General features: G+C 33.0%; 23 protein-coding genes. 11 read left to right on the top strand and 12 right to left on the bottom strand.

Annotation, left to right across the window (positions count from 1 at the left end):
• Positions 1-87 precede the first annotated feature (87 nt).
• Positions 88-1,107 (top strand): quinone-dependent dihydroorotate dehydrogenase, encoded by a 1,020-nt coding sequence (locus HNQ03_RS00305; RefSeq protein ID WP_173777641.1) that lies wholly within the window; start codon positions 88-90, stop codon positions 1,105-1,107.
• A 23-nt stretch (positions 1,108-1,130) separates the two neighbouring features.
• Here the strand turns inward: HNQ03_RS00305 and HNQ03_RS00300 are convergent, their stop codons facing one another.
• The gene (locus HNQ03_RS00300) at positions 1,131-2,375 is read right to left on the bottom strand and encodes a DUF445 domain-containing protein (protein ID WP_173777640.1); all 1,245 of its coding nucleotides are present in this window, start codon (positions 2,373-2,375) and stop codon (positions 1,131-1,133) included.
• An 87-nt stretch (positions 2,376-2,462) separates the two neighbouring features.
• Between HNQ03_RS00300 and msrB the strand changes: the two genes are divergently transcribed.
• Complete coding sequence (gene msrB / locus HNQ03_RS00295; RefSeq protein WP_173777639.1) at positions 2,463-2,918, top strand: peptide-methionine (R)-S-oxide reductase MsrB; 456 nt, start codon at positions 2,463-2,465, stop codon at positions 2,916-2,918.
• A 70-nt stretch (positions 2,919-2,988) separates the two neighbouring features.
• Here msrB and HNQ03_RS00290 read toward each other — a convergent pair whose 3' ends face one another.
• The gene (locus HNQ03_RS00290) at positions 2,989-4,524 is read right to left on the bottom strand and encodes a M12 family metallo-peptidase (protein ID WP_173777638.1); all 1,536 of its coding nucleotides are present in this window, start codon (positions 4,522-4,524) and stop codon (positions 2,989-2,991) included.
• Between the two features lie 129 nt (positions 4,525-4,653).
• On the opposite strand from HNQ03_RS00290, the gene HNQ03_RS00285 reads away from it, so the two are divergent.
• Complete coding sequence (locus HNQ03_RS00285) at positions 4,654-4,836, top strand: CPXCG motif-containing cysteine-rich protein (RefSeq protein WP_173777637.1); 183 nt, start codon at positions 4,654-4,656, stop codon at positions 4,834-4,836.
• Between the two features lie 59 nt (positions 4,837-4,895).
• Here HNQ03_RS00285 and HNQ03_RS00280 read toward each other — a convergent pair whose 3' ends face one another.
• The 9 genes from HNQ03_RS00280 to HNQ03_RS00240 all read right to left on the bottom strand — a co-directional run bounded on the left by HNQ03_RS00280 (position 4,896) and on the right by HNQ03_RS00240 (position 15,509).
• Positions 4,896-7,904: a TonB-dependent receptor domain-containing protein gene (locus tag HNQ03_RS00280; RefSeq protein ID WP_382404965.1), complete on the bottom strand. Its 3,009-nt coding sequence runs from the start codon at positions 7,902-7,904 to the stop codon at positions 4,896-4,898.
• Between the two features lie 93 nt (positions 7,905-7,997).
• Complete coding sequence (locus tag HNQ03_RS00275; protein WP_173777636.1) at positions 7,998-8,363, bottom strand: hypothetical protein; 366 nt, start codon at positions 8,361-8,363, stop codon at positions 7,998-8,000.
• 3 nt (positions 8,364-8,366) lie between these two features.
• The gene (locus tag HNQ03_RS00270) at positions 8,367-8,831 is read right to left on the bottom strand and encodes a hypothetical protein (RefSeq protein WP_173777635.1); all 465 of its coding nucleotides are present in this window, start codon (positions 8,829-8,831) and stop codon (positions 8,367-8,369) included.
• Positions 8,832-8,899: 68 nt separating this feature from the next.
• Positions 8,900-9,586, bottom strand: coding sequence for a response regulator transcription factor (locus HNQ03_RS00265; protein ID WP_173777634.1), 687 nt, complete (start codon positions 9,584-9,586; stop codon positions 8,900-8,902).
• 96 nt (positions 9,587-9,682) lie between these two features.
• Positions 9,683-11,227, bottom strand: coding sequence for a sensor histidine kinase (locus HNQ03_RS00260; RefSeq protein WP_173777633.1), 1,545 nt, complete (start codon positions 11,225-11,227; stop codon positions 9,683-9,685).
• Between the two features lie 114 nt (positions 11,228-11,341).
• Positions 11,342-11,710, bottom strand: coding sequence for a hypothetical protein (locus tag HNQ03_RS00255; RefSeq protein ID WP_173777632.1), 369 nt, complete (start codon positions 11,708-11,710; stop codon positions 11,342-11,344).
• A 221-nt stretch (positions 11,711-11,931) separates the two neighbouring features.
• Positions 11,932-13,980, bottom strand: coding sequence for a S9 family peptidase (locus HNQ03_RS00250; RefSeq protein ID WP_173777631.1), 2,049 nt, complete (start codon positions 13,978-13,980; stop codon positions 11,932-11,934).
• An 80-nt stretch (positions 13,981-14,060) separates the two neighbouring features.
• Positions 14,061-14,801, bottom strand: coding sequence for a uroporphyrinogen-III synthase (locus HNQ03_RS00245; protein ID WP_173777630.1), 741 nt, complete (start codon positions 14,799-14,801; stop codon positions 14,061-14,063).
• 12 nt (positions 14,802-14,813) lie between these two features.
• Positions 14,814-15,509 (bottom strand): DUF4271 domain-containing protein, encoded by a 696-nt coding sequence (locus HNQ03_RS00240; protein WP_226927396.1) that lies wholly within the window; start codon positions 15,507-15,509, stop codon positions 14,814-14,816.
• A gap of 82 nt (positions 15,510-15,591) precedes the next feature.
• Between HNQ03_RS00240 and HNQ03_RS00235 the strand changes: the two genes are divergently transcribed.
• The 4 genes from HNQ03_RS00235 to HNQ03_RS00220 are packed head-to-tail and all read left to right on the top strand — an operon-like array spanning position 15,592 to position 18,957.
• Positions 15,592-16,308, top strand: a complete 717-nt coding sequence (locus tag HNQ03_RS00235; RefSeq protein WP_173777629.1) for a polyprenol monophosphomannose synthase — start codon at positions 15,592-15,594, stop codon at positions 16,306-16,308.
• Entirely contained in the window at positions 16,305-16,673 is a 369-nt protein-coding gene (locus HNQ03_RS00230; protein WP_226927395.1) for a DUF4296 domain-containing protein, read from the top strand. The genes HNQ03_RS00235 and HNQ03_RS00230 overlap by 4 nt, the downstream gene beginning before the upstream one ends.
• A 5-nt stretch (positions 16,674-16,678) precedes the next feature.
• The gene (gene tgt, locus HNQ03_RS00225; protein ID WP_173777627.1) at positions 16,679-17,812 is read left to right on the top strand and encodes a tRNA guanosine(34) transglycosylase Tgt; all 1,134 of its coding nucleotides are present in this window, start codon (positions 16,679-16,681) and stop codon (positions 17,810-17,812) included.
• A gap of 50 nt (positions 17,813-17,862) precedes the next feature.
• Positions 17,863-18,957 carry an LptF/LptG family permease gene (locus tag HNQ03_RS00220; RefSeq protein ID WP_173777626.1) on the top strand — a complete coding sequence of 365 codons (1,095 nt, stop codon included), beginning with the start codon at positions 17,863-17,865 and terminating at the stop codon, positions 18,955-18,957.
• On the opposite strand, the gene HNQ03_RS00215 is transcribed toward HNQ03_RS00220, so the two are convergent.
• A complete protein-coding gene (locus tag HNQ03_RS00215) occupies positions 18,951-19,667 on the bottom strand; it encodes a biotin--[acetyl-CoA-carboxylase] ligase (RefSeq protein WP_173777625.1) in 717 nt (238 codons plus the stop codon). The genes HNQ03_RS00220 and HNQ03_RS00215 overlap by 7 nt on opposite strands.
• A gap of 79 nt (positions 19,668-19,746) precedes the next feature.
• Between HNQ03_RS00215 and rsfS the strand changes: the two genes are divergently transcribed.
• From rsfS to HNQ03_RS00195, 4 genes are all read left to right on the top strand, one after another.
• A complete protein-coding gene (gene rsfS / locus HNQ03_RS00210; protein WP_173777624.1) occupies positions 19,747-20,112 on the top strand; it encodes a ribosome silencing factor in 366 nt (121 codons plus the stop codon).
• Positions 20,113-20,133: 21 nt separating this feature from the next.
• The gene (ftsH, locus tag HNQ03_RS00205; protein ID WP_173777623.1) at positions 20,134-22,110 is read left to right on the top strand and encodes an ATP-dependent zinc metalloprotease FtsH; all 1,977 of its coding nucleotides are present in this window, start codon (positions 20,134-20,136) and stop codon (positions 22,108-22,110) included.
• A gap of 115 nt (positions 22,111-22,225) precedes the next feature.
• On the top strand, positions 22,226-22,807 hold the full coding sequence (locus tag HNQ03_RS00200) for an LUD domain-containing protein (RefSeq protein ID WP_173777622.1): 582 nt from the start codon (positions 22,226-22,228) through the stop codon (positions 22,805-22,807).
• Positions 22,808-22,833: 26 nt separating this feature from the next.
• Positions 22,834-23,706: a phosphatidate cytidylyltransferase gene (locus HNQ03_RS00195; RefSeq protein ID WP_173777621.1), complete on the top strand. Its 873-nt coding sequence runs from the start codon at positions 22,834-22,836 to the stop codon at positions 23,704-23,706.
• Positions 23,707-23,711 lie beyond the last annotated feature (5 nt).

The raw sequence follows: 23,711 nt of genomic DNA, 5'->3' as shown, positions 1-23,711 counted from the left end.
GTAAACAATATTCTCTAATTGAAAACGTGTTTTACAAAATAGTATTTCGCGAAATAAATCTTTAAATTTACAGCTCACAATATTTCTATGTATAAAACTATTTTAAGGCCAATATTATTCTATTTTGATCCAGAAAAAGTGCACTATTTTTCTTTTTCAGTTTTAAAGAACTTTCCTTTTTTGGCAAAGGTATTTTTGCAAAAACCAATTCAAGATAAAAGATTAGAGCGAGAAGTTTTTGGATTGAAGTTTAAAAATCCAGTTGGTCTTGCAGCCGGATTTGATAAAGATGCTAAGATGTTTCAAGAATTGTCAAATCTTGGATTTGGTTTTATAGAAATAGGAACGCTCACGCCGAAACCACAAGATGGAAATCCAAAAAAACGTTTGTTTCGCTTGAAAGAAGATGCTGCAATCATCAATAGAATGGGTTTTAATAATGGTGGAGTAGATGCAGCCGTAGAAAGATTGCGCAAAAATAAAAACGTTTTGATTGGCGGAAATATCGGTAAAAATAAAGTGACACCAAATGAGAATGCGGTGGAAGATTATACAATCTGTTTTGAGAAATTATTTCCCGTGGTAGATTATTTTGTGGTAAATGTAAGTTCGCCAAATACGCCAAACCTGCGAGAATTGCAAGATAAAGAACCTTTGACAAAATTGCTTTCTACCTTGCAGGAATTAAATTTAACAAAGAAAAAGCACAAACCAATTCTACTAAAAATTGCTCCAGATCTTACCGACGAACAACTTTTAGACATTATTGATATTGTAAAGATTACCAAAATTGCAGGGGTAATAGCTACGAATACAACCATTTCTAGAGAAAATTTAATCTCTGAAAATAAAACAGAAATGGGCGGACTTTCTGGTAAACCGTTAACCAAGAGATCTACAGAAGTGATCAAATTCCTTTCAGAAAAAAGCGGAAAAGCCTTTCCAATCATTGGTGTTGGTGGAATACATTCTGCCGAAGATGCGCTAGAAAAACTAGAAGCAGGCGCAAGTTTGGTGCAATTGTATACTGGTTTTGTATATGAAGGACCGCAACTTATCAATGATATTAATACGGCAATTTTGCGGAAAAGCGTTGTTGGAGCTTAAAATGCTAACAACGCTGTGCCAATTTAAAGAAAGAACTCTGTAATTGTATAAATAATTAACCCAACTAAACCTCCAACCAAAGTACCATTCACGCGGATAAATTGCAAATCTTTACCAACCTCGAGTTCTAGTTTTTCGCTCAATTCTCTGCCTTGCCAATTTCCTACTGTTCCACTTATTAATTCCCCAAATTGATGCGTGTTTTTCAAAATATATTTGTACGCAGTCACGCGAATCCATTGGTCTATTTTATTTTGTAGTTGAAGATCGGATTGTAAATTTTGAGCTAAAGTTTCGATATTCTTTTTCACATAAATTTTCAAAGTTGAGGCATCATTTTGAAGCTCATTTTGAAGGGTCTTTTTAATGGAAGTCCAAATATTTTTTGCATATTCTTGCAATTTGTCCTCGTTCAAAAAATTGTTTTTTACGGTTTGCAATTCAGCTTCCCATTTTTCATTTTCTTGTAATTCTTTGGAAAATTCAAAGAGTTTTTGGGTTATTTCCGCCCGAAGTGAATGGTTTTCATCTTGTTCTATTTCTTCAAAATAATTGGAAAGTCCACTTGTGATTTTTGTAGCTACAGCATCATCTACAAATTTTGGAATAAGTGTAAAACTTTCTTTTTTCACCCTGCTTTTCACCAATTCTTGGTTGGCCAAAATATAATTTTTGATGAGCGTAGAAAATTTTGTAATTAATCTTTGATGATCGTCTTTCTCTAAAATATAATCCATCCCGCTGCCCAAAAGCTTGTTTACTTTAAAATCTTTCGTCATTTCTTCGGCTTTAGATTTAATGAAATTCACGACCGTTTTATCTTCCAGTTTTTGCAAAATATCTAGAAATATGGAGGTGATTTGGGTTATCAATAATTCTTGGTTTCGTTCCTTGGAAAGCCAATCTCCTGCTAGATGAGAAATTTTTAATTTTAAAATATAGGGCTTGATGTTCTTTGGGGAAAGAAAATTGCTCACTACAAAATCTCCTAAATTATCCCCAATTTTTGCCTTGCTTTTTTCTATTAAATTCGTGTGCGGAATTTTCAAACCCAAAGGATGATGAAAAAGGGCTGTAACTGCAAACCAATCTGCCAAAGCACCAACCATTGCCGCTTCGGAAAATGCGCGAATGTAACCAAGCCAATGATTATCAAATTTTTTTTGAAAAATAGTGGTAGCTACAAATAGTAAAGTCATGAATAGAAAAAGTGCAGTGGCAAATGTTTTGAATTTGCGCAATTCTTTTCTTTTTTGATCATCGTTCATGCGTTAAATTTACAAAAATAGTATTTGAATTTGTTACCAAAGTATGTACATTTGTTTTTATAATTAATTCATTTAAAATAATGTATAATGGCAAATAATCAATTTTTAAAAGAAAATCCTTATTATTCTAAAACAGATAAAACAAAATTAGATATTCCCAATACAGAATGGAAAACAATCTTGAATTCAGAATTGTATAATGTAGCAAGAGAAGCGGGAACTGAAAGGCCACACACTGGTGTTTATAATAATTTTGATGATTTGGGAGAGTATTATTGCGCTGTTTGTGGCAATCACTTATTCCGATCGGATGCAAAATTCTCTTCAAGTTGCGGTTGGCCAAGTTTTTTTGAAGCAGATGCAGAAGGTACAAAATATGAAAGAGATACTGCTTTTGGCTGGGAAAGAGTAGAAGTGCTTTGCAAAAGATGCGATTCCCATCTCGGTCACGTATTTGATGATGGACCAAAACCAACGGGAAAAAGATATTGCATGAATTCTGTGAGTTTAGAATTTGTAGCAGATACAGAATCTAAAGATTAAGCTAATTCAATACTAAAAAATGCTCCAAGATATACTCGGAGCATTTTTCTTTTACCTTTTTTGACCACATTTATTCAACAACAAATTTTTTGGTACCTATCAATTGGTTTTCTTTATTATAAATTACTAGATAGTAAACTCCTGTAGCATATCCTTTCACAGAAATAGATTTGCTCTTAGTTTTTGCTATAGTTCTACCATCTGCAGAAATAATGGTGAAATTAAATTCCTTATTTCCTGGTACATTCACAAACAAAATATCTTTCACCGGATTAGGATAAATATTGAAATCCTCTACAAAATTTTCTTTTGTGGCCAATACAGTTGCTGTTGCAAATTGCGAAACTACACACGCAACTCTTAAAAAACCATAGATTTCATAAGAAGGTTGAGGTTGACCGATTGCAATTCCTGTAGGTTCCGAGTTATAATTTACACCAGGATTGCTCCAGAGATTTCTCCTTGTGCAGCTTATTCCATTTGCACTGCATTCGTTGTTGTACGCCATTATTGTTCTCCATCTTGTAGATGTTGCACTAGAAGTTCCCCCAGTGATGGCCGTTCTATTCGTATATCCTTTGTGGTGGCTACAAGGATTGGTGCTCGTGCTCACATACCAATCATGATTCATGCCCATATTATGTCCCATTTCATGAGCGAGGGAATAATTGGATACTACACAGCCAGAAATGGTAACCGTATAAGCGGAATTGCTGTTATAATTTGAAGAATTTGTATTTACATATCCCAAACCACAAGTATTTGTAGGAGAAGCAGTAATTAAACTTACTAAATCTGCTCCATAAGTTGCTCTCAAGGTTTGTGCATCATCCAAAAATCCGTCTCCAGAAGTTGCTAATCTAGATAAATCTGTATTGATGCTTCCAGATTCTACGTAAGAAATTTCACCTGTGTAGACAAGATTGATTGTTACATTTCCTGCACCACCGTTTTGCAGAGAATTATTAAAATTGGTGATTGCTGTTGCAACAAAAGAGTTGCTTTGGGAAACGCCACCATATATTGTTTTTGTATTTCCGGTATAAAGCACCATTACATCTACCGTAGAATTTCCGCAAACTGGAGATAATCCACAAACATCTGGATTTGCTAAAATATTTTTATTTCCAATGATGTTTTCTGGTGCAAGTACAGTATCATTTGGATCGTCTTGATCAATTAATGTTTGCTCATTAACTAAAGAAACTGCCAAAATAGAAGGTGCAGTTTGCATAAAAATTATTTTATCTCCATTAGAGCCTGAATACATTCCTGTAATTACTTTGTTGTACTCAGAAAATACCAATTCTGCATTTGCATCGCCCACGATTTTATAAACTGCAGAATTACTTTGATTGCTGTATTGATACTTCTTTTGAAAAACTGCCGATATAGTATTTCCGTTGGGCAATTTGATGTTGAAATCTTGGTTTATATTCGCAATGTTCTCCGAATAATAGGAGGTCGAATGGTAAGATTTCGCCATTGTTGTACTTAGTTTTTCTGTGACAGAAAGACTGTTTTCATTTATTGGGTTGAGCAATAAATTTTGCTGAGCAGAAAAAAATCCTGCCATCATCAAAGCAAAGAGTGTTAAATTTTTCATATCGTATGTTTTGCATAAAGTTAATAAATTTTGTTTATATAAAAATCTTTCTTTTTATAATTAAAAAATCACACACCTAAAATCTAAAATAAATTATTAATTTTATTTTTTAAAAATAATATTTAAATTATGCTCGAACATTTTTACACTTGTCCGTATTGTTGGGAAGAAATTTCTGCGTTGGTAGATTCATCAGTAACCGAGCAAACTTACATAGAAGATTGCGAAGTTTGTTGCAATCCTATAGAACTTCATGTCGTATTTGAAGAACAAGAATTGGTGGGTTTTGATGCGATAGATATTGAGCAATAGGAAATAAAAAAGTCACGAAATAGGTATTCGTGACTTTTTTAATATTGAAATTATTTATTTTAAAACTTCACATCCAAACCAACATAAGCATTGGTTGGCATGATTGGAGCGTATACCATTCCACCATCAAAATAATTGCTGAAAGGATTTTGCGCATCAATTATTGGATTGTCTTGCATGTAGCTCGTCAAGTTTTCTGCACCAATGTACAAACGAATTTTATCATTAAAATTTCTTGCAATCTGTGCATTCATCGTAAAATAAGATGGCGAATATTTCGCTAATTGAAATGGTGCAGGATTATTGCTTAAATCTGGTAAACGCTGTTCGCCAATTAAATTTAAGGTCGTGTCAAAAGTCCAATTTCCTTGCTTTTCATTCTTGTCTGTGGAATAAGCGAAGTTGGCAAAACCTCTATTTTTAGAGATAAAAGGAACTTCTCTTTGCCCAGAAATGTAGTTTGCTTCTACTTGATAATATTTGTATGCCACACGAACATCAAAATTTTTGAAGGGAGTAAAATCCCATTGCGTTTGCAAACTATTCGCAAAAGAATTTCCCGTTAAATTATAAAAAACTAAACTTTGTGGAGAAACATCTAAATCTGCAAGAACTTGATTTTTAAAATCTGTGCGAAAAAAATCTGCAACAATGGTAGATTTTCTATCAAACAATTTAAATTCTTGTTGTAAGCTTGCTCCATAATTCCACGCTATTTCTGGTTCCAAACCATAGATGTTTCCTGTTCCATTTAAAACTGAAAAAGTTCTGTTGGATGCCATATAGTTTTGACTTTCTGCAAATATATTCGCCGTTCGAAATCCTCGTCCTGCAGATAATCTCAAAATTGTTTTCGGTGCAATATCGTATTTAAAATTCAACCTTGGAGAAAATTGTGTGCCCGCCAAATTGTGAAAATCTACTCTTGCTCCAGCTACCAAAGTGTATTTTTCGCCAGTCAAAGTATATTCTGCAAAAACGCCTGGTACAGTCTCTGTTCTTTTATAATTTTGGGCAATGTAATCTTCATCAAATGTATCATATAAAAAACTAGCTCCAATTTTATATTTATTATTTGTATTTCCAATGATGCTTTCAAAAATTAAATTAGAATAAAAGGTGTTTTGCTTTCCAAAATAATCTCTCAAGCCGAAAAAGCTATCTTGTTGATGGTAAGTGTATTGGTTTAATAATCCTATGCTTTGATAAGGTTTTCCCTTGAAAACATAACCCGTTTTATTCCACACTTGAAATCTAGAAATATCTATTCCAACTCCATAAGCTGTTTGCTCGCTTTGATCTAATTGTTTGTTGAAGGCAGTTTGTCCAGCATTTCTTTCATCTTTCAAAAAATTGATACCGAAATGAGAACCAAATCCGCTATTTTCTAAATCATTATAATTTAAAAGATAAGCTGCATTGATCTGGCTTCCTGTTGGTTGATCTAGAAAACCATCGTCGTTATAATCTTGCTCTGCAACGGTAGCGTTTCCGTGGAGCAATATACTTTGATTCCATTTTTCTGTAAGAGCAGATGTATGTGTTAAATTTATTTCTCCACGTCCGTTCATATCCCCGAATATATTCAAATTGGTTTCTGGTTTTTCGTTGAATTTCACCAATTCTGTGTTTATTTGTCCCGTAATACTTTCGTATCCGTTTACTACAGTACTTCCACCTTTTGTTAATTGTATTCCTCCAATCCATCTTCCAGGTATAAAATTGAGACCATAAACTGTTGCCAAACCACGAATTTCTGGTAATAGTTCTTTCGTCAATGCGGTGTATTTTTGGTCTAGACCAAGCATTCTCAATTGTTTTGTTCCCGTAACGGCATTGCTGTAAGAAACATCTACGGTTGCATTGGTTTCAAAACTTTCAGAAAGGTTGCAGCATGCTGCTTTTAGTAATTCTTTTCCAGAAATATTGTAGGTTAAGCTTGCATTCTTTTTGCTCAGAGCAGTTGGATCTTTTGAGCCCAAAATAGTAACTCCTTCTATATTTTTTTCTTGTTGAATTTTTTTCTCTTCTGTAAGTTCCTCGGTTGTTTCTTTTTTTTCAGTGGCACTTTTCACGTGTCCATTTTCAATTTCTACTTTTTCACCATCTTTGGGAAATGCAGAATCCCGATCATACAAACAGCAATCTGGTAGCGCATCGTATGTTGAATCTTTTGCTTTGTACATTTCATTATCATGACCGGCATCGGCAATTTTTTGTAAAATTTCATTTGCAGATACCTTCGAAGCATCAAAATCCATGGTTAGTTTTTGGTATTCTAAATCCCAAGTTGCAGATGTTGCACCTGCTTTTTTTGCCGTCGTCTCTATTCTACTTTTGCACATTCCGCAATGTCCTTTCACAGAAAATTCGTTGGAGTTTTTGATCGCAATACTTTTCACGTGTCCATTTTCAATTTCTACTTTTTTACCATTTTTGGGAAATTCAGAATCCCGATCATACAGACAGCAATCTGGCAGCGCATCGTAAGTTGAATCTTTTGCTTTGTACATTTCATTATCATGACCTGCATCGGCAATTTTTTGTAAAATTTCATTTGCAGATACCTTGGAAGCATCAAAATCCATGGTTAGTTTTTGGTATTCTAAATCCCAAGTTGCAGATGTTGCACCTGCTTTTTTTGCCGTCGTCTCTATTCTACTTTTGCACATTCCGCAATGTCCTTTCACAGAAAATTCGTTGGAGTTTTCTATGTTAGATGATTCTTCTGTTGCATTTTCTCTATCGTACAAGCAACAACCAGGAAGTTTGGAATAGGTATCTGTTTCTGCTTTATAAAGCTCATTATCATGACCAACTTCGGCTATTTTTTGTAAAATTTTGGATTCGGAAGTTTTGGATGGATCAAATTCCATCTTGAGTTTTTGAGTTTCTGCGCTCCAATTTGCCATTTTCGCACCAGCATCTTTTGCTGCAGTTTCTATTCTAGCTTTGCACATTCCGCAATTTCCTTTCACCATTGCAGTTTCAGAAGTTGTTTTTTGGGCGAAAAGTAAATAGGTAAAGCACAGAGAAAAGAGAAGAATACTTTTTTGTAATATATTCATTATTAATAATTTAATTTAAAATTTTGTCTAAATAATTCATTTTCTACAAACTAAAAATAGCGTAGAAAAATAAACAATAATCGAAAATGATAATTAAATTATTTTGGGCGGTTGCCAAATCTTCGAAGCGAAATCTGAAAATTCTGGCGTGATATAAAATGAGATTTTTTGAGAAGAATTTTTAATTAAAATATTTTCTTCTAAGAAATTATCTTTTTGCAGATCTGCAAAGAAACCAACAGATGCGCAAGAATGACAATCTTGACAATCTTTGCTACTTTCTTTTTTGTCTTTGGAATGGCAAGGATCTTCTTTTTTACCAGATTCTCCGCCACAACTTTCTAGAGACATTTGTGAACAACAAGAATTTTTTAAAATAGGAGCAGCATTAAAATTTTTAGGAATTAAAAAAATTCCTAAAAATAGTATTAATGTTGATATTTTAAAAAATTGATGCATTTTTTATTTGAATGGAGCTCCAACTGCAATTGCACAACTATGTCCAGCTTCACCATGAGCAGGATTTACAGCCAAATTCATTGGGTTTGCAACGGGTGCAGATTGTGGTGTAGGATTTACAGTTTGTGGCATTACTTGTGGTGCAGCAGCAGGTGTTGCAACGGGAGAATTTAGAGGTGCTCCTACAGAAATATCACATCTATGTCCTGGTTCGCCGTGTGCGGGATTCATTCCTGGTGCCACTTTTTGTGGTTGAGGATTTGCTGCAGCAACGGGTGCGCTTACTTGTCCACCATTCACAACTGCTTCTGGATTAGTTGCAACTATCGATGGGGAGTTGGGCGCAACTTCTTGCGTATTTGCTGAAGCTTCTTCTATATATGTAGGTTTAATTTCCTTGTTCTGTGAGCAAGAAACTGCCAAAATAGATATAACTGCCGCTGAAAATATTTTAAATTGATTGATCATTTTGCGAATTTACGAAATATAAAATTTATCGTTTTGCACGAAACTTATGCGTTAGTTTTTAAAAAAAATTAGTTTTTCACCAACAATCTAAACCCTTCCCCGTGAACATTGATAATTTCTAAACCTTCGTCTTCTTTCAAATATTTACGCAATTTTGCGATGTAAACATCCATACTTCTTGCGGTAAAATAGTTTTCTTTTTTCCAGATTTTTCTTAAAGCTAAATCTCTTGGCATAAAATCATTTCTATGCTGACAAAGCAATTTCAATAATTCGTTTTCTTTTGGGGAAAGTTTGTAATTTTCATCATGTACTTTCAATTGACGAAGCATAGAATCAAAATAAATATTGCTCATTTTAAATTGCTCTTGCTCATCATCTTCAATAGTTGTGCTTCGCTGAAGAATTGCTTTTATTTTGTATAAAAGTAACTCTGTATCAAATGGTTTGGTGATGTAATCATCTGCTCCAAGCTGATAACCTTTCAAAATATCTTCGCGCATATTTCTTGCAGTTAAGAAAATAATTGGCGCATTCTTGTCAATTTTTTTCACATCTTCTGCTAGAGAAAATCCGTCTTTTTTTGGCATCATTACATCAAAAATACAAATATCGAAATCGTTTTCTGTAAATTCTTTCAAACCTTGTTCTCCATCTGTAGCAAGCGTAACTTCAAAGTTATTAATGCTTAAATAATCCTTTAAAACCGCACCAAAACTTTGATCGTCTTCTACTAATAATATTCTATTGCTCATGTTTTTTATTTTAATAATTTAATAATTGATTATAGATGATAGATTAAATTTAGCGCTCAATTTATCGCTTCTTGATAATCATTCATCATTTATATTTTAAGACATTGGTAATTTTACAATAAATTTACTTCCTTTTCCTTTTTCAGATTCTACAAAAATTTGTCCTTTATGGAGTTCTGTTATTTTTTTTACGTAAGATAATCCCAATCCTTGTCCTTTCGCATTGTGGATATTCCCCGTTTCTTCTCGGAAAAACTTCTCGAAAATTCTGGTTTTATTTTCAAGTTCCATTCCCATTCCCTTGTCTTCCACAGAAATTACATACCAATTCCCTTCGTTTTTTGTAGAAATTACAATTTCTGGCGATTCTGGCGAATATTTGTTGGCATTATCCAAAAGGTTGATCAGTAAATTTGAAATATGAAATTCATCAATTTTGAATTTGTACTTCTCCGCATTAAATTCTTGAACTAAAGAACCATTTCTTTGCGATAAAATTAAACTAAAAGAGGCACAAACTTCTTTTATTAAATCTCGTACGTTGGCTTCTTTTAAAAATAATTTTACCTCATTCCTCTCTAGTTTAGACATGTTTAGCACGTTTTCTACCTGCTTTTTCATGCGTAAATTTTCTTGTTTGATGAGGCCAGAATAGTATTTCACTTTCTCTGGGTTGGTCGCAATTTTATCATTCGCAAGAGAATCTGTAGCTACAGAAATTGTGGCGAGTGGAGTTTTAAATTCATGCGACATATTATTGATGAAATCCGTTTTCACTTCTGCAATTTTTTTCTGGCGCATCATATAATTGATGGAGATAATATAAATTCCCAAAATCGTGAGCAAAGACATAAAAGTTCCTAGCAACATTGGTAAATTTGTTTTTGCTAAAGAAGTGTCTTTACGTGGAAAAACGAGCGCCAAAGTATATAAGGTTTTGTCTTTATTGTCTACAAAAAGAGGGTAAGAATATTTTTCATTATCGCTTTCTTCCCGAAATAATTTATTGGAGACCTTAGTTTTCTTATTGTCTTTTCCGAAAACCCCAAATCCAAACCTCGTTTCTATACCAGCTAATTTTAGTTCCTTTTGCAAGATAGAGTCCAATACTTTTGAATCTACACGTTCTTCTGCAGACAAAGAAGAAGATAAGAAGTTCGCAAACTCTCGCGTTTGAAATTCACCACTTTCTATATCATTGCTAATTTCTGCCGTTAATGGTTCTGGTGTTTCTTTGTTTCTTTTAATATTAAAAAGCGCTTCATCTGTGAAAATTTTTGTCAATTTCAAACTATCACCTTTTTTAGAAACTGGAATATCTTTTTGATCTACAATGCTTTTATAGGCAGATATTTGTCTTTTTATACCAGAATCTACAACAGTTTGCATCATTGTAGATGAAGTCTTTTCTTTATTATTGATAAAATCTTTGTCAAAACCTCCGTATTTTGCGTAGTATTTTTCAACTTCTATAATACCTACTTTTTTAGCAGTATTTTCTAGAGCCTTGTGCACATTATTATTAAAATCTTGTTCTAATGCACCGTAATATCCCTTCAACCAATAGAATTGAAGTGCAACGAAAACGATTAGAGAAATCGTCATAAAAACGGAAATGACAGGAATAAATCTATTATTCATTTAAGGAAATATATTTGAATTGTTAAAATTAGTCATTTTAAGAATATAAAAACAAAAGATGCACCAAAAAATTGTGCATCTTTAACTAAAATCAATAAGTTTAACTAAAATTTATCATTCTAAAGCCTCCAAAACTTCATTGGAAAACATTTTTTCGTCTACAAAATATTGGATAATGGCTTTCTGCATTAAGATTTGCTGCTCATTGGGTTTTAATTCTGGCATTTCTTCTTCTACTTTAAAATGCGGATAACCTTCATCATCATAATGCGAAAAAGAAAAATATCCAAATGGTTGCAAAAGTCTGCAAACTGCGATGTGTAGAATGTTCAGTTTGTCGTCTTTTGTATATTTCTGTTTTCCACTTCCTAATTCTTGTAACCCAATTAGAAATAAAATAGTGTCTATATTGGGATTTTTTTCGGTATCAAATCTTTCTACAAAAAATTCTCCTATTAATTTCCAAAGTTCTGCGTCTTTCATATATTTATTATTGATAAATGATTATTATTAAATGATTTTGAAAATCATGTATTTTTTCCAACCACAAAAGGAACAAAGGTAAGGGTTTAAGTAGCTCTTCTTAAAAAGAAAATAAAATTTGAAAATGTTATTTTATCTTTAAACTGAATTAAATTTTCTTCTACTTTTGTTTATTTTGACTTCGTAGAATTTTCAATTTGTGGTTAAAATTTTATTAGATATTATTTAGTGATATTCTCCAATTTAAACAAAAACGCAAACTCCAAAGCGTCTTCTTTCAAACTTTCAAATCTTCCGGAAGCACCGCCATGTCCGGATGTCATGTCTGTTTTGAATAATAGTAAATTATTGTCTGTTTTTAATTCTCGCAATTTTGCGGTCCATTTTGCAGGTTCCCAATATTGCACTTGAGAATCATGAAAACCTGTGGTGATCAACATATTTGGATAATTTTTTGCTTCCACATTATCATACGGCGAATAAGATTTTATATAATGATAATATTCTTCATCATTCGGGTTTCCCCATTCGTCGTATTCTCCCGTTGTTAAAGGAATTGTATCATCCAACATTGTAGAAACTACATCTACGAAGGGAACTTGTGCTACAATTCCATTGTATAAATCTGGTGCCATATTTACAATTCCACCCATCAAAAGTCCACCTGCACTTCCTCCCATCGCGTAAAGATGAGGTTTTGACGTGTAATTTTCATCAATTAAAAACAGAGAAGCATCTATAAAATCGTAAAAGGTGTTTTTCTTTTCCAGCATTCTGCCTTCTTCATACCAATGTCTGCCCAAATATTCTCCACCGCGAATGTGCGCAATTGCATATATGAAGCCACGATCCAAAAGCGACAATCTTACATTAGAAAAGCTAGCATCTATCGTATGTCCGTAGCTTCCGTAACCATATATTAATAACGGTGTTTCTGCAGATTTTTTCGTGTTTTTGTGATAAACCAAAGAAATAGGAATTTCCGAATTTCCATCTCTGGATTTTGCCCATATTCTTTCGCTTATGTAGTTTTCTCTCGCGAATTTTCCTCCTAAAACGGGTTGTTCTTTTAATAATTCAGAAGATTTGTCCTTCATATTATATTCGAAAGTAGAACTTGGTTGTACCAATGAAGTGTAGCCAAAACGCAAAATTTCTGTGTTGAATTCTAAATTTACACCAATAAATGCGCTATAAGTTGGCTCTGAGAAATTTAAATAATGCGATGTTCTATCTAGATTGTTAATGATGTTTATCTGCAGAAGTCCTTCTTTTCGCTCTTCTACAACTAGAAAATTTTTAAAAATTTCAAATCCTTCAATCAAAACATCTTCTCTATGTGGAATTAAATCTACCCAATTTTCTACGCTGCAATTTATCACTTTCGTGGTGGAAATTTTAAAATTAAAAGCATCGTCTGTATTATTAATGATATAGAATTCATCTTCAAAATGTTCTACGGCATATTCTAAATCTTCGGTTCTGGGTTGAATTATTTTCCAATCTGCAAAAACATTGTTTGATGGTATAAATCTGTGCTCATCTGTATTGGTAGTAGAGCTAGAAATAAAAATAAAATCTTGAGATTTGCTTTTAGAAATGTCTACATCAAAAGTATCATCATCTTCATGAAAAACCAAAATATCTAGATCAGAGTTTGTTCCTAATTGATGTCTGTAAACTTGAAATGCTCGAAGATTAATGTCTTTTCTTATATAAAATATGTGCATATTGTCATTTGCCCACACTGTTTTGCCTGTCGTATTTGAAATAACGTCTTGAAAAAGCTCGCCAGTTTTCAAATTTTTGAAAAATATTGAATAAATTCTTCTGCTAACTAAGTCTGTTGAGAAAGATAGTAATTCGTTGTTTGGAGATACAGAAACACTTCCTATTTCTAGAAATTCCTGACCTTCTGCAAGTACGTTTACGTTCAGCATTATTTCTTCTTCTGCTTCTAAAGAGAGGTGTTTTCTACAAAAAATAGGGTATTCTTTCCCCTTTTCATACCGCACGATATACCAATATTCATTAAAAAAATAAGGTAGAGATTCATCGTCTTTTTTGTAACGCCCTTTCATTTCTTCATAGAGCATATTTTGCAGATCTTCTGTATCTTCCAACATGAAATCGCAAAATTTATTTTCGGCTTCTAGATGAGATATTACTTCGGGATTTTCTTTTTCATTCATCCAGAAATAAGGATCTACTCTTGTATCGTTGTGTACGGTTAATGTTTTATCTATTTTATTTGCAATTGGAGCGTTCATTAATTATAATTTTCATTTAAACTAAAAAAACCATCTTTTCAACTATAGAAAAGACGGTTTTGTTATAAATTTTTGGAATTTTATTTATTTAAATTCCGGATGTATTTCTCTATAGCCATCGTCATAGAAGGTGTTTCTTTACTTGGCGCCATAATATCTATACGAAATCCAGCTTCTTCTGCTGCTTTTTGTGTGGTGTTCCCAAAAACTGCAATTTTTATATCATTCTGTTTGAAATCAACAAAGTTTTCTTGCACGGATTTAATACCATTTGGCGAGAAAAAAACCAACATATTGTAATCTGCAATAGCGATATCAGATATATTAGAAGATACCGTTCTGTACATTACAGCTCTTTGCCATTCTACTTCAGATTTTGCCATAGTTTCTATAATGTCTGAACTAATGACTTCCGAAGATGGTAAAAGGTATTTTTCCGTTGGATATTTCTTGAATAATGGTAAAAGATCAGAAAATAGCTTATCTCCGAAACTTATTTTTCTTTTTCTGTAGATGATGTGTTTCTGCAAATAATTGGCAATAGCTTCCGATTGGCAGATGTACCGCATTGAATCTGGTACAGAGAATCGCATCTCTTCTGCTAATCTAAAATAATGATCTACTGCATTTCTGCTGGTAAAAATGATGCCAGAAAAATGAGAAAGATCTATTTTCTGTGTTCTCAATTCTTTACCGTCAACAGCTTCTACATGAATAAAAGGGCGGAAATCTATTTTTATTTTTTCCTTTCTTGCCATCTCCAAATAGGGAGAAGATTCATTAGGTGCCGGTTGAGAAACTAAAATTGACTTTATTTTCATAGAAATTTGTGCTTATATAAATAGTAGTTTCCAAAGAGCCAAAACAGGTGCAATTTGAAGGGTGCAAATATACAAAATTTTATAATACCATGGGAGGCCTAAAATATTGCTTTTGTGAAATAAATAGTAGATGTTCTTGAAAAGCAAGATTATAAAACCTATCAATACATAGATTGGAAATGATTCTTCAGAATTGATTTTATAGAAATTTCCTTTGTAATTTAACCCAAATAGGTAGTGTGCAAAATTTAAAACTACCAACAATAGCGTAACCAAGAAATAAAATTTCGTAGCAGAAAAGCAAAATAATTTCCACTTTCTACCTGCACCCAAACTTTGAAAAAATAGATACGAAATTGCAGATTTAAATAAATAAAAGATAGAAATTGAGAGCAAAGTGAACCCAAATTTATTTAATTCTAATCCAAAAATTTGTAGATTGCTGATGAATTTCGGGACTACAGGAATGTACTGTGATATTAATGTAGAAAGTAAAAAAGTATTGATAATACCTACAACCATCCAACTTTGAAAAACATTATTAGTTTCTGAATATTCTTGCAGTAAATAAGATTTCAAATTGGCATCTCTTTGCAAAGTATTCATTAAAAATAAATACAGAACTGTGCAGCCGAGAAGTACAAAAACAATCCAATCTTTGTTTTCGGTTAGCCTGATGTCATTAATGAAAAGTAGAGCGGGAAGCAATATTTATTTTTTTTGCAAAAGTAAAGAATATTTTAAAGATTTATAGAGCAATCAACAAATAAACTATCTTTGCAAATTATAAATGAAAAATCTAGTAATCATACCAACCTACAACGAAAAAGAGAACATAGAAATGATTATTTCTGCTGTTTTTCAACTGGAAGAAGGTTACCACATTCTTGTTGTAGACGATAGTTCGCCTGATGGAACTTCAGAAATTGTGAAAAGAATGCAAGCCGAATATCCACACTATTTGCATTTGAGTATTCGGAAAATAAAAGATGGTTTGGGCAAAGCTTATTTGCATGGTTTCCAATGGGCATTGCAAAATGGATACGATCGAATAATAGAAATGGATGCAGATTTTTCTCACAACCCGCAAGATTTGCCCAAGCTAGTAGAAGCATGTAAAAATGCAGACATAAGTATTGGTTCTAGATATTCTAGAGGTGTAAATGTTGTGAATTGGCCAATGGGAAGAGTTTTACTTTCTTATTTCGCATCAAAATATGTGCGCTTCATTTTAGGAGTGAATATTAGTGATACAACCGCAGGTTTTGTTTGTTTTAATAAACAAGTTTTGGAAGAAATAGGCTTGGAAAGAGTAAAACTTAAAGGATACGGTTTTCAAGTTGAAATGAAGTATCGTGCTTTCAAAAAAGGTTTTAAAATAGTAGAAGTACCTATTATTTTCACCAATAGAGAAAAAGGCGTGAGCAAAATGCATGGCGGAATAATAGGTGAAGCTATTTTTGGAGTATTAAATTTGCGTTGGAAATCTTTTATCAATAGATTATGAAGAAATTCTTTTTATTAATAATTTTAATGCTAGCTTTTTCTTGTGAAAATTACATCGACAAGCCAGAAAACCTATTGTCTGAAAACAAGATGGCAGAAATAATGGCAGATATGGCATTGAATGATTACTCTACCTACCTAAATCCGACGTCTAATGTAGAAATAGGAACTAGATTTATCTTAAAAAAGCACAATGTGAAAGCAGACAATTTTATGAGTAGTTACAAATATTATGTAGTGAAAAAAGAAATGTCGGCTATTACGGTAAAATCTCAGAATATTTTAAAAGAAAAAAATCCAGAAGCGGAAAACTTCATTAATAAAAAAATGAAAGAAAACACTCCACTTCCCACAACTACTGAATAAAAAATATGCAGCAATTTTTTGAAATAGAAAAAGTCAGCGAAGGAAAAGCTAGAGCAGGCCATTTATATACAGACCACGGGAGAATAGAAACTCCAATATTTATGCCTGTAGGAACTGTAGCTTCCGTAAAAACTGTGCATCAACATGAGCTGAAAGATGATATAAAAGCCCAAATAATACTTGGAAATACTTATCATCTCTATCTAAGACCTGGGATGGAAGTGATGCAAAATGCTGGTGGTCTGCACAAATTTATGAATTGGGATTTGCCAATACTCACAGATTCTGGTGGCTATCAAGTATTTTCTTTAGCCAAAACCAGAAAAATGTCTGAAGAAGGCGTGAAGTTTAAATCTCATATAGATGGTAGTTTTCACATGTTCTCGCCAGAAAAATCTATGGAAATTCAACGTCAGATTGGGGCAGATATTTTCATGGCTTTTGATGAGTGTACACCTTATCCTTGCGATTATAGATTGGCAAAAAAATCTATGAATCTTACGCACAGATGGCTAAAAAGATGCATCACTTGGTGCAACGAAAATGAAGAATTGTATGGTTACAAACAACATCTTTTCCCAATTGTACAAGGTTCTTGTTATTCAGATTTAAGAAAAATTTCTGCAGAAGTTATCGCAGAGTCCAATTGTGTAGGCAATGCAATCGGTGGTCTTTCTGTAGGAGAACCAGAAGATGAAATGTATAGAATTACCGATGAGGTTACGGATTTTCTACCTAAAGATAAACCGAGGTATTTAATGGGAGTAGGAACACCTTGGAATATTTTGGAAACAATAGGTTTGGGTATAGATATGCTAGATTGTGTGATGCCTACGAGAAATGCCAGAAATGGAATGCTCTTCACGTGGAATGGAGTGATGAACATGAAAAACGAAAAATGGAAACAAGATTTTTCACCGTTGGATGAGTTTGGGACGAGCTATGTAGATGCAGAATATTCTAAAGCTTATGTTCGCCATCTTTTTATTTCTAGAGAATATCTAGGCAAGCAAATTGCATCCATTCACAATCTTGCATTTTATCTAGATTTGGTAAAAGTTGCTAGAGAGCATATATTGAAAGGGGATTTTTATGAATGGAAAAAATCTATCGTTCCAATTCTAAAACAACGTTTGTAAATATTTGATTCTGATACTTTTAAATAAAAACTAAACTCGTAAATTTTTCTATGAAAATTCTGGATAAATATATTATCAAAAAGTATTTCGGCACTTTTTTATTTATGCTTTTGCTGCTCACTTTAGTAGTATTGGTAATAGATGTGCAAGCGAAAGCTCCCAGAATAAAAGAAAATGGTTTCACGGTTCTTTATGCGCTTTATGCCTATTATCCTTTTTGGATTATTTATTTAATCATGACATTCATGTCTATTCTGGTATTTATATCTGTTATATATTTCACTTCTAGGATGGCAAATAATACAGAAATTGTATCAATAATTAGTAGTGGTGCAAGTTTTCATCGGTTTGCAAAACCTTATTTTTTCGCCTCTTTATTTATCGCGATTGTTTCTTTGGGCGTCAATCATTATGTTTTGCCTTGGGCAAATATCCAAAAAAATGAATTTGAACCTTATACCTACAATGCCGGAAATAGAGAGAAAATTCTTGGTAGCAGTAGCGTTTCTGCGCAGCTTTCTCCGCTAGAATATATTTTTATATCCAGTTATAATAAAAAAGAAAGACGAGGTTCAGGCTTTAGCTATCAAAAATATGATAAAAATAAACGCCTGATTTATCTTCTAAATGCCACAGAAATTTCTTGGGATGCGAAAAAGAAAACCTTTATTTTTAATAATTTCTACGAAAAAACGATCTTAAAAGATGATACGGAAATTCTAAAAAATGGAGTAACGCTTAATAAAAGTTTTGGTCTACCGCCAGAAGAATTATTTCCAAGTGAACTTCTTGGCCAAAATAAGATAACTCCAGAGTTAATTTATTTTATCAAAAGAGAAAAAGAAAAGGGGAACTCGCACCTCAATATTTATTTAAATGATCTTCATCAACGTACTGCAATGCCAGTATCAATTGTTATTCTCACGTTTTTGGCGCTATCTTTATCTTCTCAAAAAAGACGTGGAGGTTTAGGTGCAAATCTCGCCATAGGAATATCGTTGGCGTTTGTATTCGTATTTTCTTTTGAAGCCTTAAAAGTAGTTTCAGAAAATCAAACTTTGCCGCCATTACTTGCGATGTGGTTGCCAAATTTGGTTTTTGGTCCACTTGCGGCTATTTTATATTTTAAAAGAGCTAATCAGTAAAGCAATTTTATTTCCTTGTTATTAAATTTTTTCAGACCATCCATTTCTAGATCAATTTCTAGAAATCCTTGAGCATCTACAGATTTTATAATGCCATTTTGTCGCATTTCATTAATTTCAAAAACGCTTATGGCATTTTTTCGAAACAGATGACTTTCATATTGTTGAAGCAGAGGTTTTCCCTCAATATTAGAAACGATATTTTCTAGCAAATAATCAAATAGATTTTCAGAAAGGCTATGCAAATCATAGTGAATAGCCGTTTCTTTTATCAAAGAACTTGCATTTGGAAAAGAATCAAAATCTTTTTGCAGCACATTCAAGCCAAAACCGATGATAAAATAATTTTCAGATTGATGAATGATTTTCTCGATTAAAATCCCTGCAATTTTTTTTTTGTTCAATATAAGATCGTTCGGCCATTTTATCATAACCGTATCCTTTGTCAAAGTGGCTATAAAATCTCGCAATTGAAGAGCGGTATAAAAATTGAATAACGAATCTGGAATATTTATAAAATTCGAAGGTACCGCAATTGAAAATGCAATATTTAAGTTCTTTTTACTTTCCCAAGAATTTCCATATTGTCCGCGTCCTTTTTTTTGATCAAAAGTATAGGCAGCAATTATTTTTTGCTTATCTTTTTTCAAAAGAAGCAAAATATCGTCATTCGTAGAGAAGCTTTCTTGTAAATAAGTGAGATTCTTCAAAATTGGTATATGATTTAAGTTTTATAGTCCCGTGAAAGTAAAGAAAAAAGAATAAATTTGCATATTATATTTAAAATTAATGAACAACAACGTAGATAAACAAGTTTTAATAGATCAAATAGTATCTTCTATACAAGATGTAAAAGGAGAAGACATCATGATTTTCGACCTTTCTGAAATAGAAAACTCCGTAGCAGAAACCTTCATCATTTGTACTGGTAACTCTAATACCCAAGTAAATGCAATCTCTGGTAGCGTAGAAAAAAAGGTGAGAAATGAACTTGGTGAAAGACCATGGCATGTGGAAGGTACAGAAAATGCCGTATGGATTTTGGTAGATTATATTTCTGTAGTATTACACATTTTTCAAAGAGACGTAAGATCATTTTATGATCTAGAAGAACTTTGGGGAGATGCAAAAATTACGGTTATAGAAAATCAATAACAATTTTTTTAAAAAAATTAAATGAATAATAAAGGATTCAACTGGTTTTTTCCAGTTATCATAATTTGTTTGATACTTTTTTTCGTATCAAATATTTTCATGTCATCTCAAAAAAAAGAAATTAGCGAAGATAAATTTTTCGCATTATTAGCACAAGAGAAAATTGAAGATGTGATGGTTTATAGAGATAACTTCTCTGCAGATGTATTTTTAAATCAATCTGCAAAAGCTGTAGCAAAAACCACCGAAAAGGAAAATAGCAATCCCTTTTCTTCTATAGATTCTGGTCCAAAGGCAGATTATACCATGAAATATGGTGAATTGCAACTTTTTCTTCAAAAAATTGATATTGAAAAAGCGAAAAACCCAAAAATTACAGCAACAGTTGATGTGGGGAATGCAACAAATGTTTTTGAGTCTATCTTAATTCAAATATTGATAGGATTGGTAATACTTTCCGTTATTTATTTCTTTTTGTTTAGAAAAATGGGATCTGGTGGAGGTCCTGGTGGACAAATATTTTCCATTGGAAAATCTAAAGCCAAACTTTTTGACGAGAAAGATAAGATGAACGTTACCTTTAAAGACGTTGCAGGTTTAGAAGGAGCAAAAGAAGAAGTACAAGAGGTTGTAGATTTCTTGAAGAATTCTGAAAAATACACAAAATTAGGTGGTAAAATTCCTAAAGGTGTACTTTTAGTAGGTCCTCCAGGAACGGGGAAAACTTTGCTAGCAAAAGCTGTAGCAGGTGAAGCAAAAGTACCATTCTTTTCACTTTCTGGTTCAGACTTTGTAGAGATGTTTGTAGGTGTTGGTGCAAGTAGAGTACGAGATTTATTTGCGCAAGCAAAGGCGAAATCTCCTGCAATTATTTTCATTGATGAGATAGATGCAATAGGTAGAGCAAGAGGAAAAGGCGGAATGCAAGGTGGAAATGATGAGAGAGAAAATACTCTTAACCAATTACTTACAGAAATGGACGGTTTTGGTACAGATGTAAATGTAATCATAATGGCAGCTACAAACAGAGCAGATATCCTAGATAAAGCTTTGATGAGAGCCGGAAGATTTGATCGTTCCATACACGTAGATTTACCAGAATTGCATGAAAGAAGAGCCATCTTTGATGTGCATCTTTCAAAAATAAAATTGGAAGAAAATATAGATAGAGAATTTCTTGCGAAGCAAACACCTGGTTTCAGTGGAGCAGATATTGCAAATTTGTGCAACGAAGCAGCCTTAATTGCAGCGAGAAACAGCCACGAATCTGTAATGAAACAAGATTTCTTGGATGCTGTAGATAGAATAATAGGTGGATTAGAAAAGAAAAATAGAGCCATAAAACCTTCTGAAAAGAAAAGAGTTGCCTATCATGAAGCAGGTCATGCTGCAATTTCTTGGTTGGTAGAGCATGCTGCACCACTTTTGAAAGTTACGATCGTACCAAGAGGTAGATCTTTGGGAGCTGCATGGTATTTGCCAGAAGAAAGACAATTGACGACTACAGACCAAATGTACGACGAACTTTGCGCCCTTCTTGGTGGTAGAGCTGCAGAACAAACCATGTTTGGCAACGTTTCTACAGGTGCACTATCAGATTTAGAAAGAGTAACAAAACAAGCGCAAGCGATGGTTACAATCTATGGTTTGAATGAAAAAGTAGGTAATATATCTTATTATGATAGTTCTGGCCAATCAGAATATAGTTTTAACAAACCGTATTCCGAAGAAACGGCGAAAATGATAGATCAGGAAATTTCTAAAATTGTAGAAGGTCAATATCAAAGAGCTTTGCATATTTTGCACGAAAATAGAGACAAGCTAGATGCTTTGGCAGGAAAACTGTTAGAAAAAGAAGTAATCTTCCGAGAAGATCTTGAAGATATTTTTGGAAAAAGAGCTTGGGATCCAGAATTAACAGAAAAACCTGTTAGTAATGCAACAAACGCAGTGGTAGAAGAGGTTGTACAAGCGCCAGACTCTGCAACACAACTTTAAATAATAAAATAGAAACCGACCAATAGATAAAGTTTTATCAATTGGTCGGTTTTTTTGTGCTATAAAAATTTATTTGTAGTATTAATTTTCTATTTTTGTAAAATATACAAAATAATTGAGCATTTTTAAAAAATTTGTAAACAAGTTAATGAACCAATCTGAAGACAGTCATCTTCAGAGTTTGGAGAAGTTGGGAGATTCGCTGAAAAATGCTGATCTAGACTACAAGTTTGCCCAATTGTTCACACATTCTGGCGGTATATTTAATTATTGTGCAGATGAAAGTGAAGCATTGCAAACATTAAATAAAATTGTAAAGATCGAAGGAATATCTAGTGCATTTTGCTGTGATCCGGATTTACAAAAATTCCTAGATGTTATCAATGTATCTTATGATGAAAATCTAGAATTATTTCATGATGTTGCATTTATTACCTGCGAATATTTGATTGCTTATGATGGCAGGATAATGCTATCGCATAACAATATAAAACATTTCCACTCCTCTAGATTGCCGGAGAAAGTAATCATCATGGCAAATCTTTCGCAAATTGCAACTAATTTGAACGAAGCAATGGCAAAAATTAAACGTAATGGAAATTTTAAAAATCTTACGTCCATTAGTGGTAGCCAAAATAAGCTAGACAGCAGTAGTGGAAACGCTACAAAACTTTTTCTTCTGCTTATCGAAGATTAATTTCTTTAAATTATTAATATAATATCTTGGACAAAAACCTCCTTTTAAGAAGCATTTCCGGTCTCGTTTATGTATTTGTGATACTATTTTGCACCCATCCAATTGGTGCGGAAACCATCAATAGAATATCTCCCAATCTTGTTCAGCAACAATATCTTTACTTTGGATTGATTGTTTTTTTAGCATTTATGGGTGCAAAAGAATGCTTTTCTATAATGAAATTTGGGATAGGTTACGAAAAATGGGTTGTATTTCCTTTAATAGGCTTTGTTTTTTACATCTACACAAAAAGATATTTCAACCACGATTTCTATTTTAATTACAGACTTACAGAAATTCTTGCATTATCTTTAATAGTGATCGCAGTGGTAACACTGTTTAAATTCACGAGTGAATTATATGCAGATAGCGGAAAGCTAATATTTACAGTTATTTATATTGCGCTTCCGTTTGGTTTTGCACTCGGTTTGCCCAAATATTCTAGAATAGAACACACTTTTTCTCTAGAAGTTTTTTTCTTATTTGTATTAATTTGGAGCAGTGATACTTTCGCTTATATTTGCGGTAGGCTTTTTGGAAAGCACAAAATGGCACCCAAAATTTCTCCGAAGAAAACTTGGGAAGGTCTTGCAGGAGGCATAATTTGTACGGTTATTTTGGGTTATTTCATAGAGATGTACAATCCAAGTATGCGCGGAAATTGGATGGTGGTTGGCTTTTTAGTTTCTATATTTGCGCCACTTGGAGATTTGGTAGAAAGCCAATTGAAAAGAAGTTTTGGCGTGAAGGATAGCGGAAACATCATCCCAGGACACGGTGGAGTATTAGATAGATTGGATAGTTTTATCATCTGCGTTCCCGCCGTTTATTTATATTTTATTTTAGATAAATTTATTTAATCAAA

Origin of the sequence: Frigoriflavimonas asaccharolytica, from assembly GCF_013294015.1 — a bacterium.
Classification (GTDB): domain Bacteria; phylum Bacteroidota; class Bacteroidia; order Flavobacteriales; family Weeksellaceae; genus Frigoriflavimonas; species Frigoriflavimonas asaccharolytica.
Note: the sequence above shows the minus strand (reverse complement) of the source record. Positions and strands in the feature narration are given on the sequence as shown.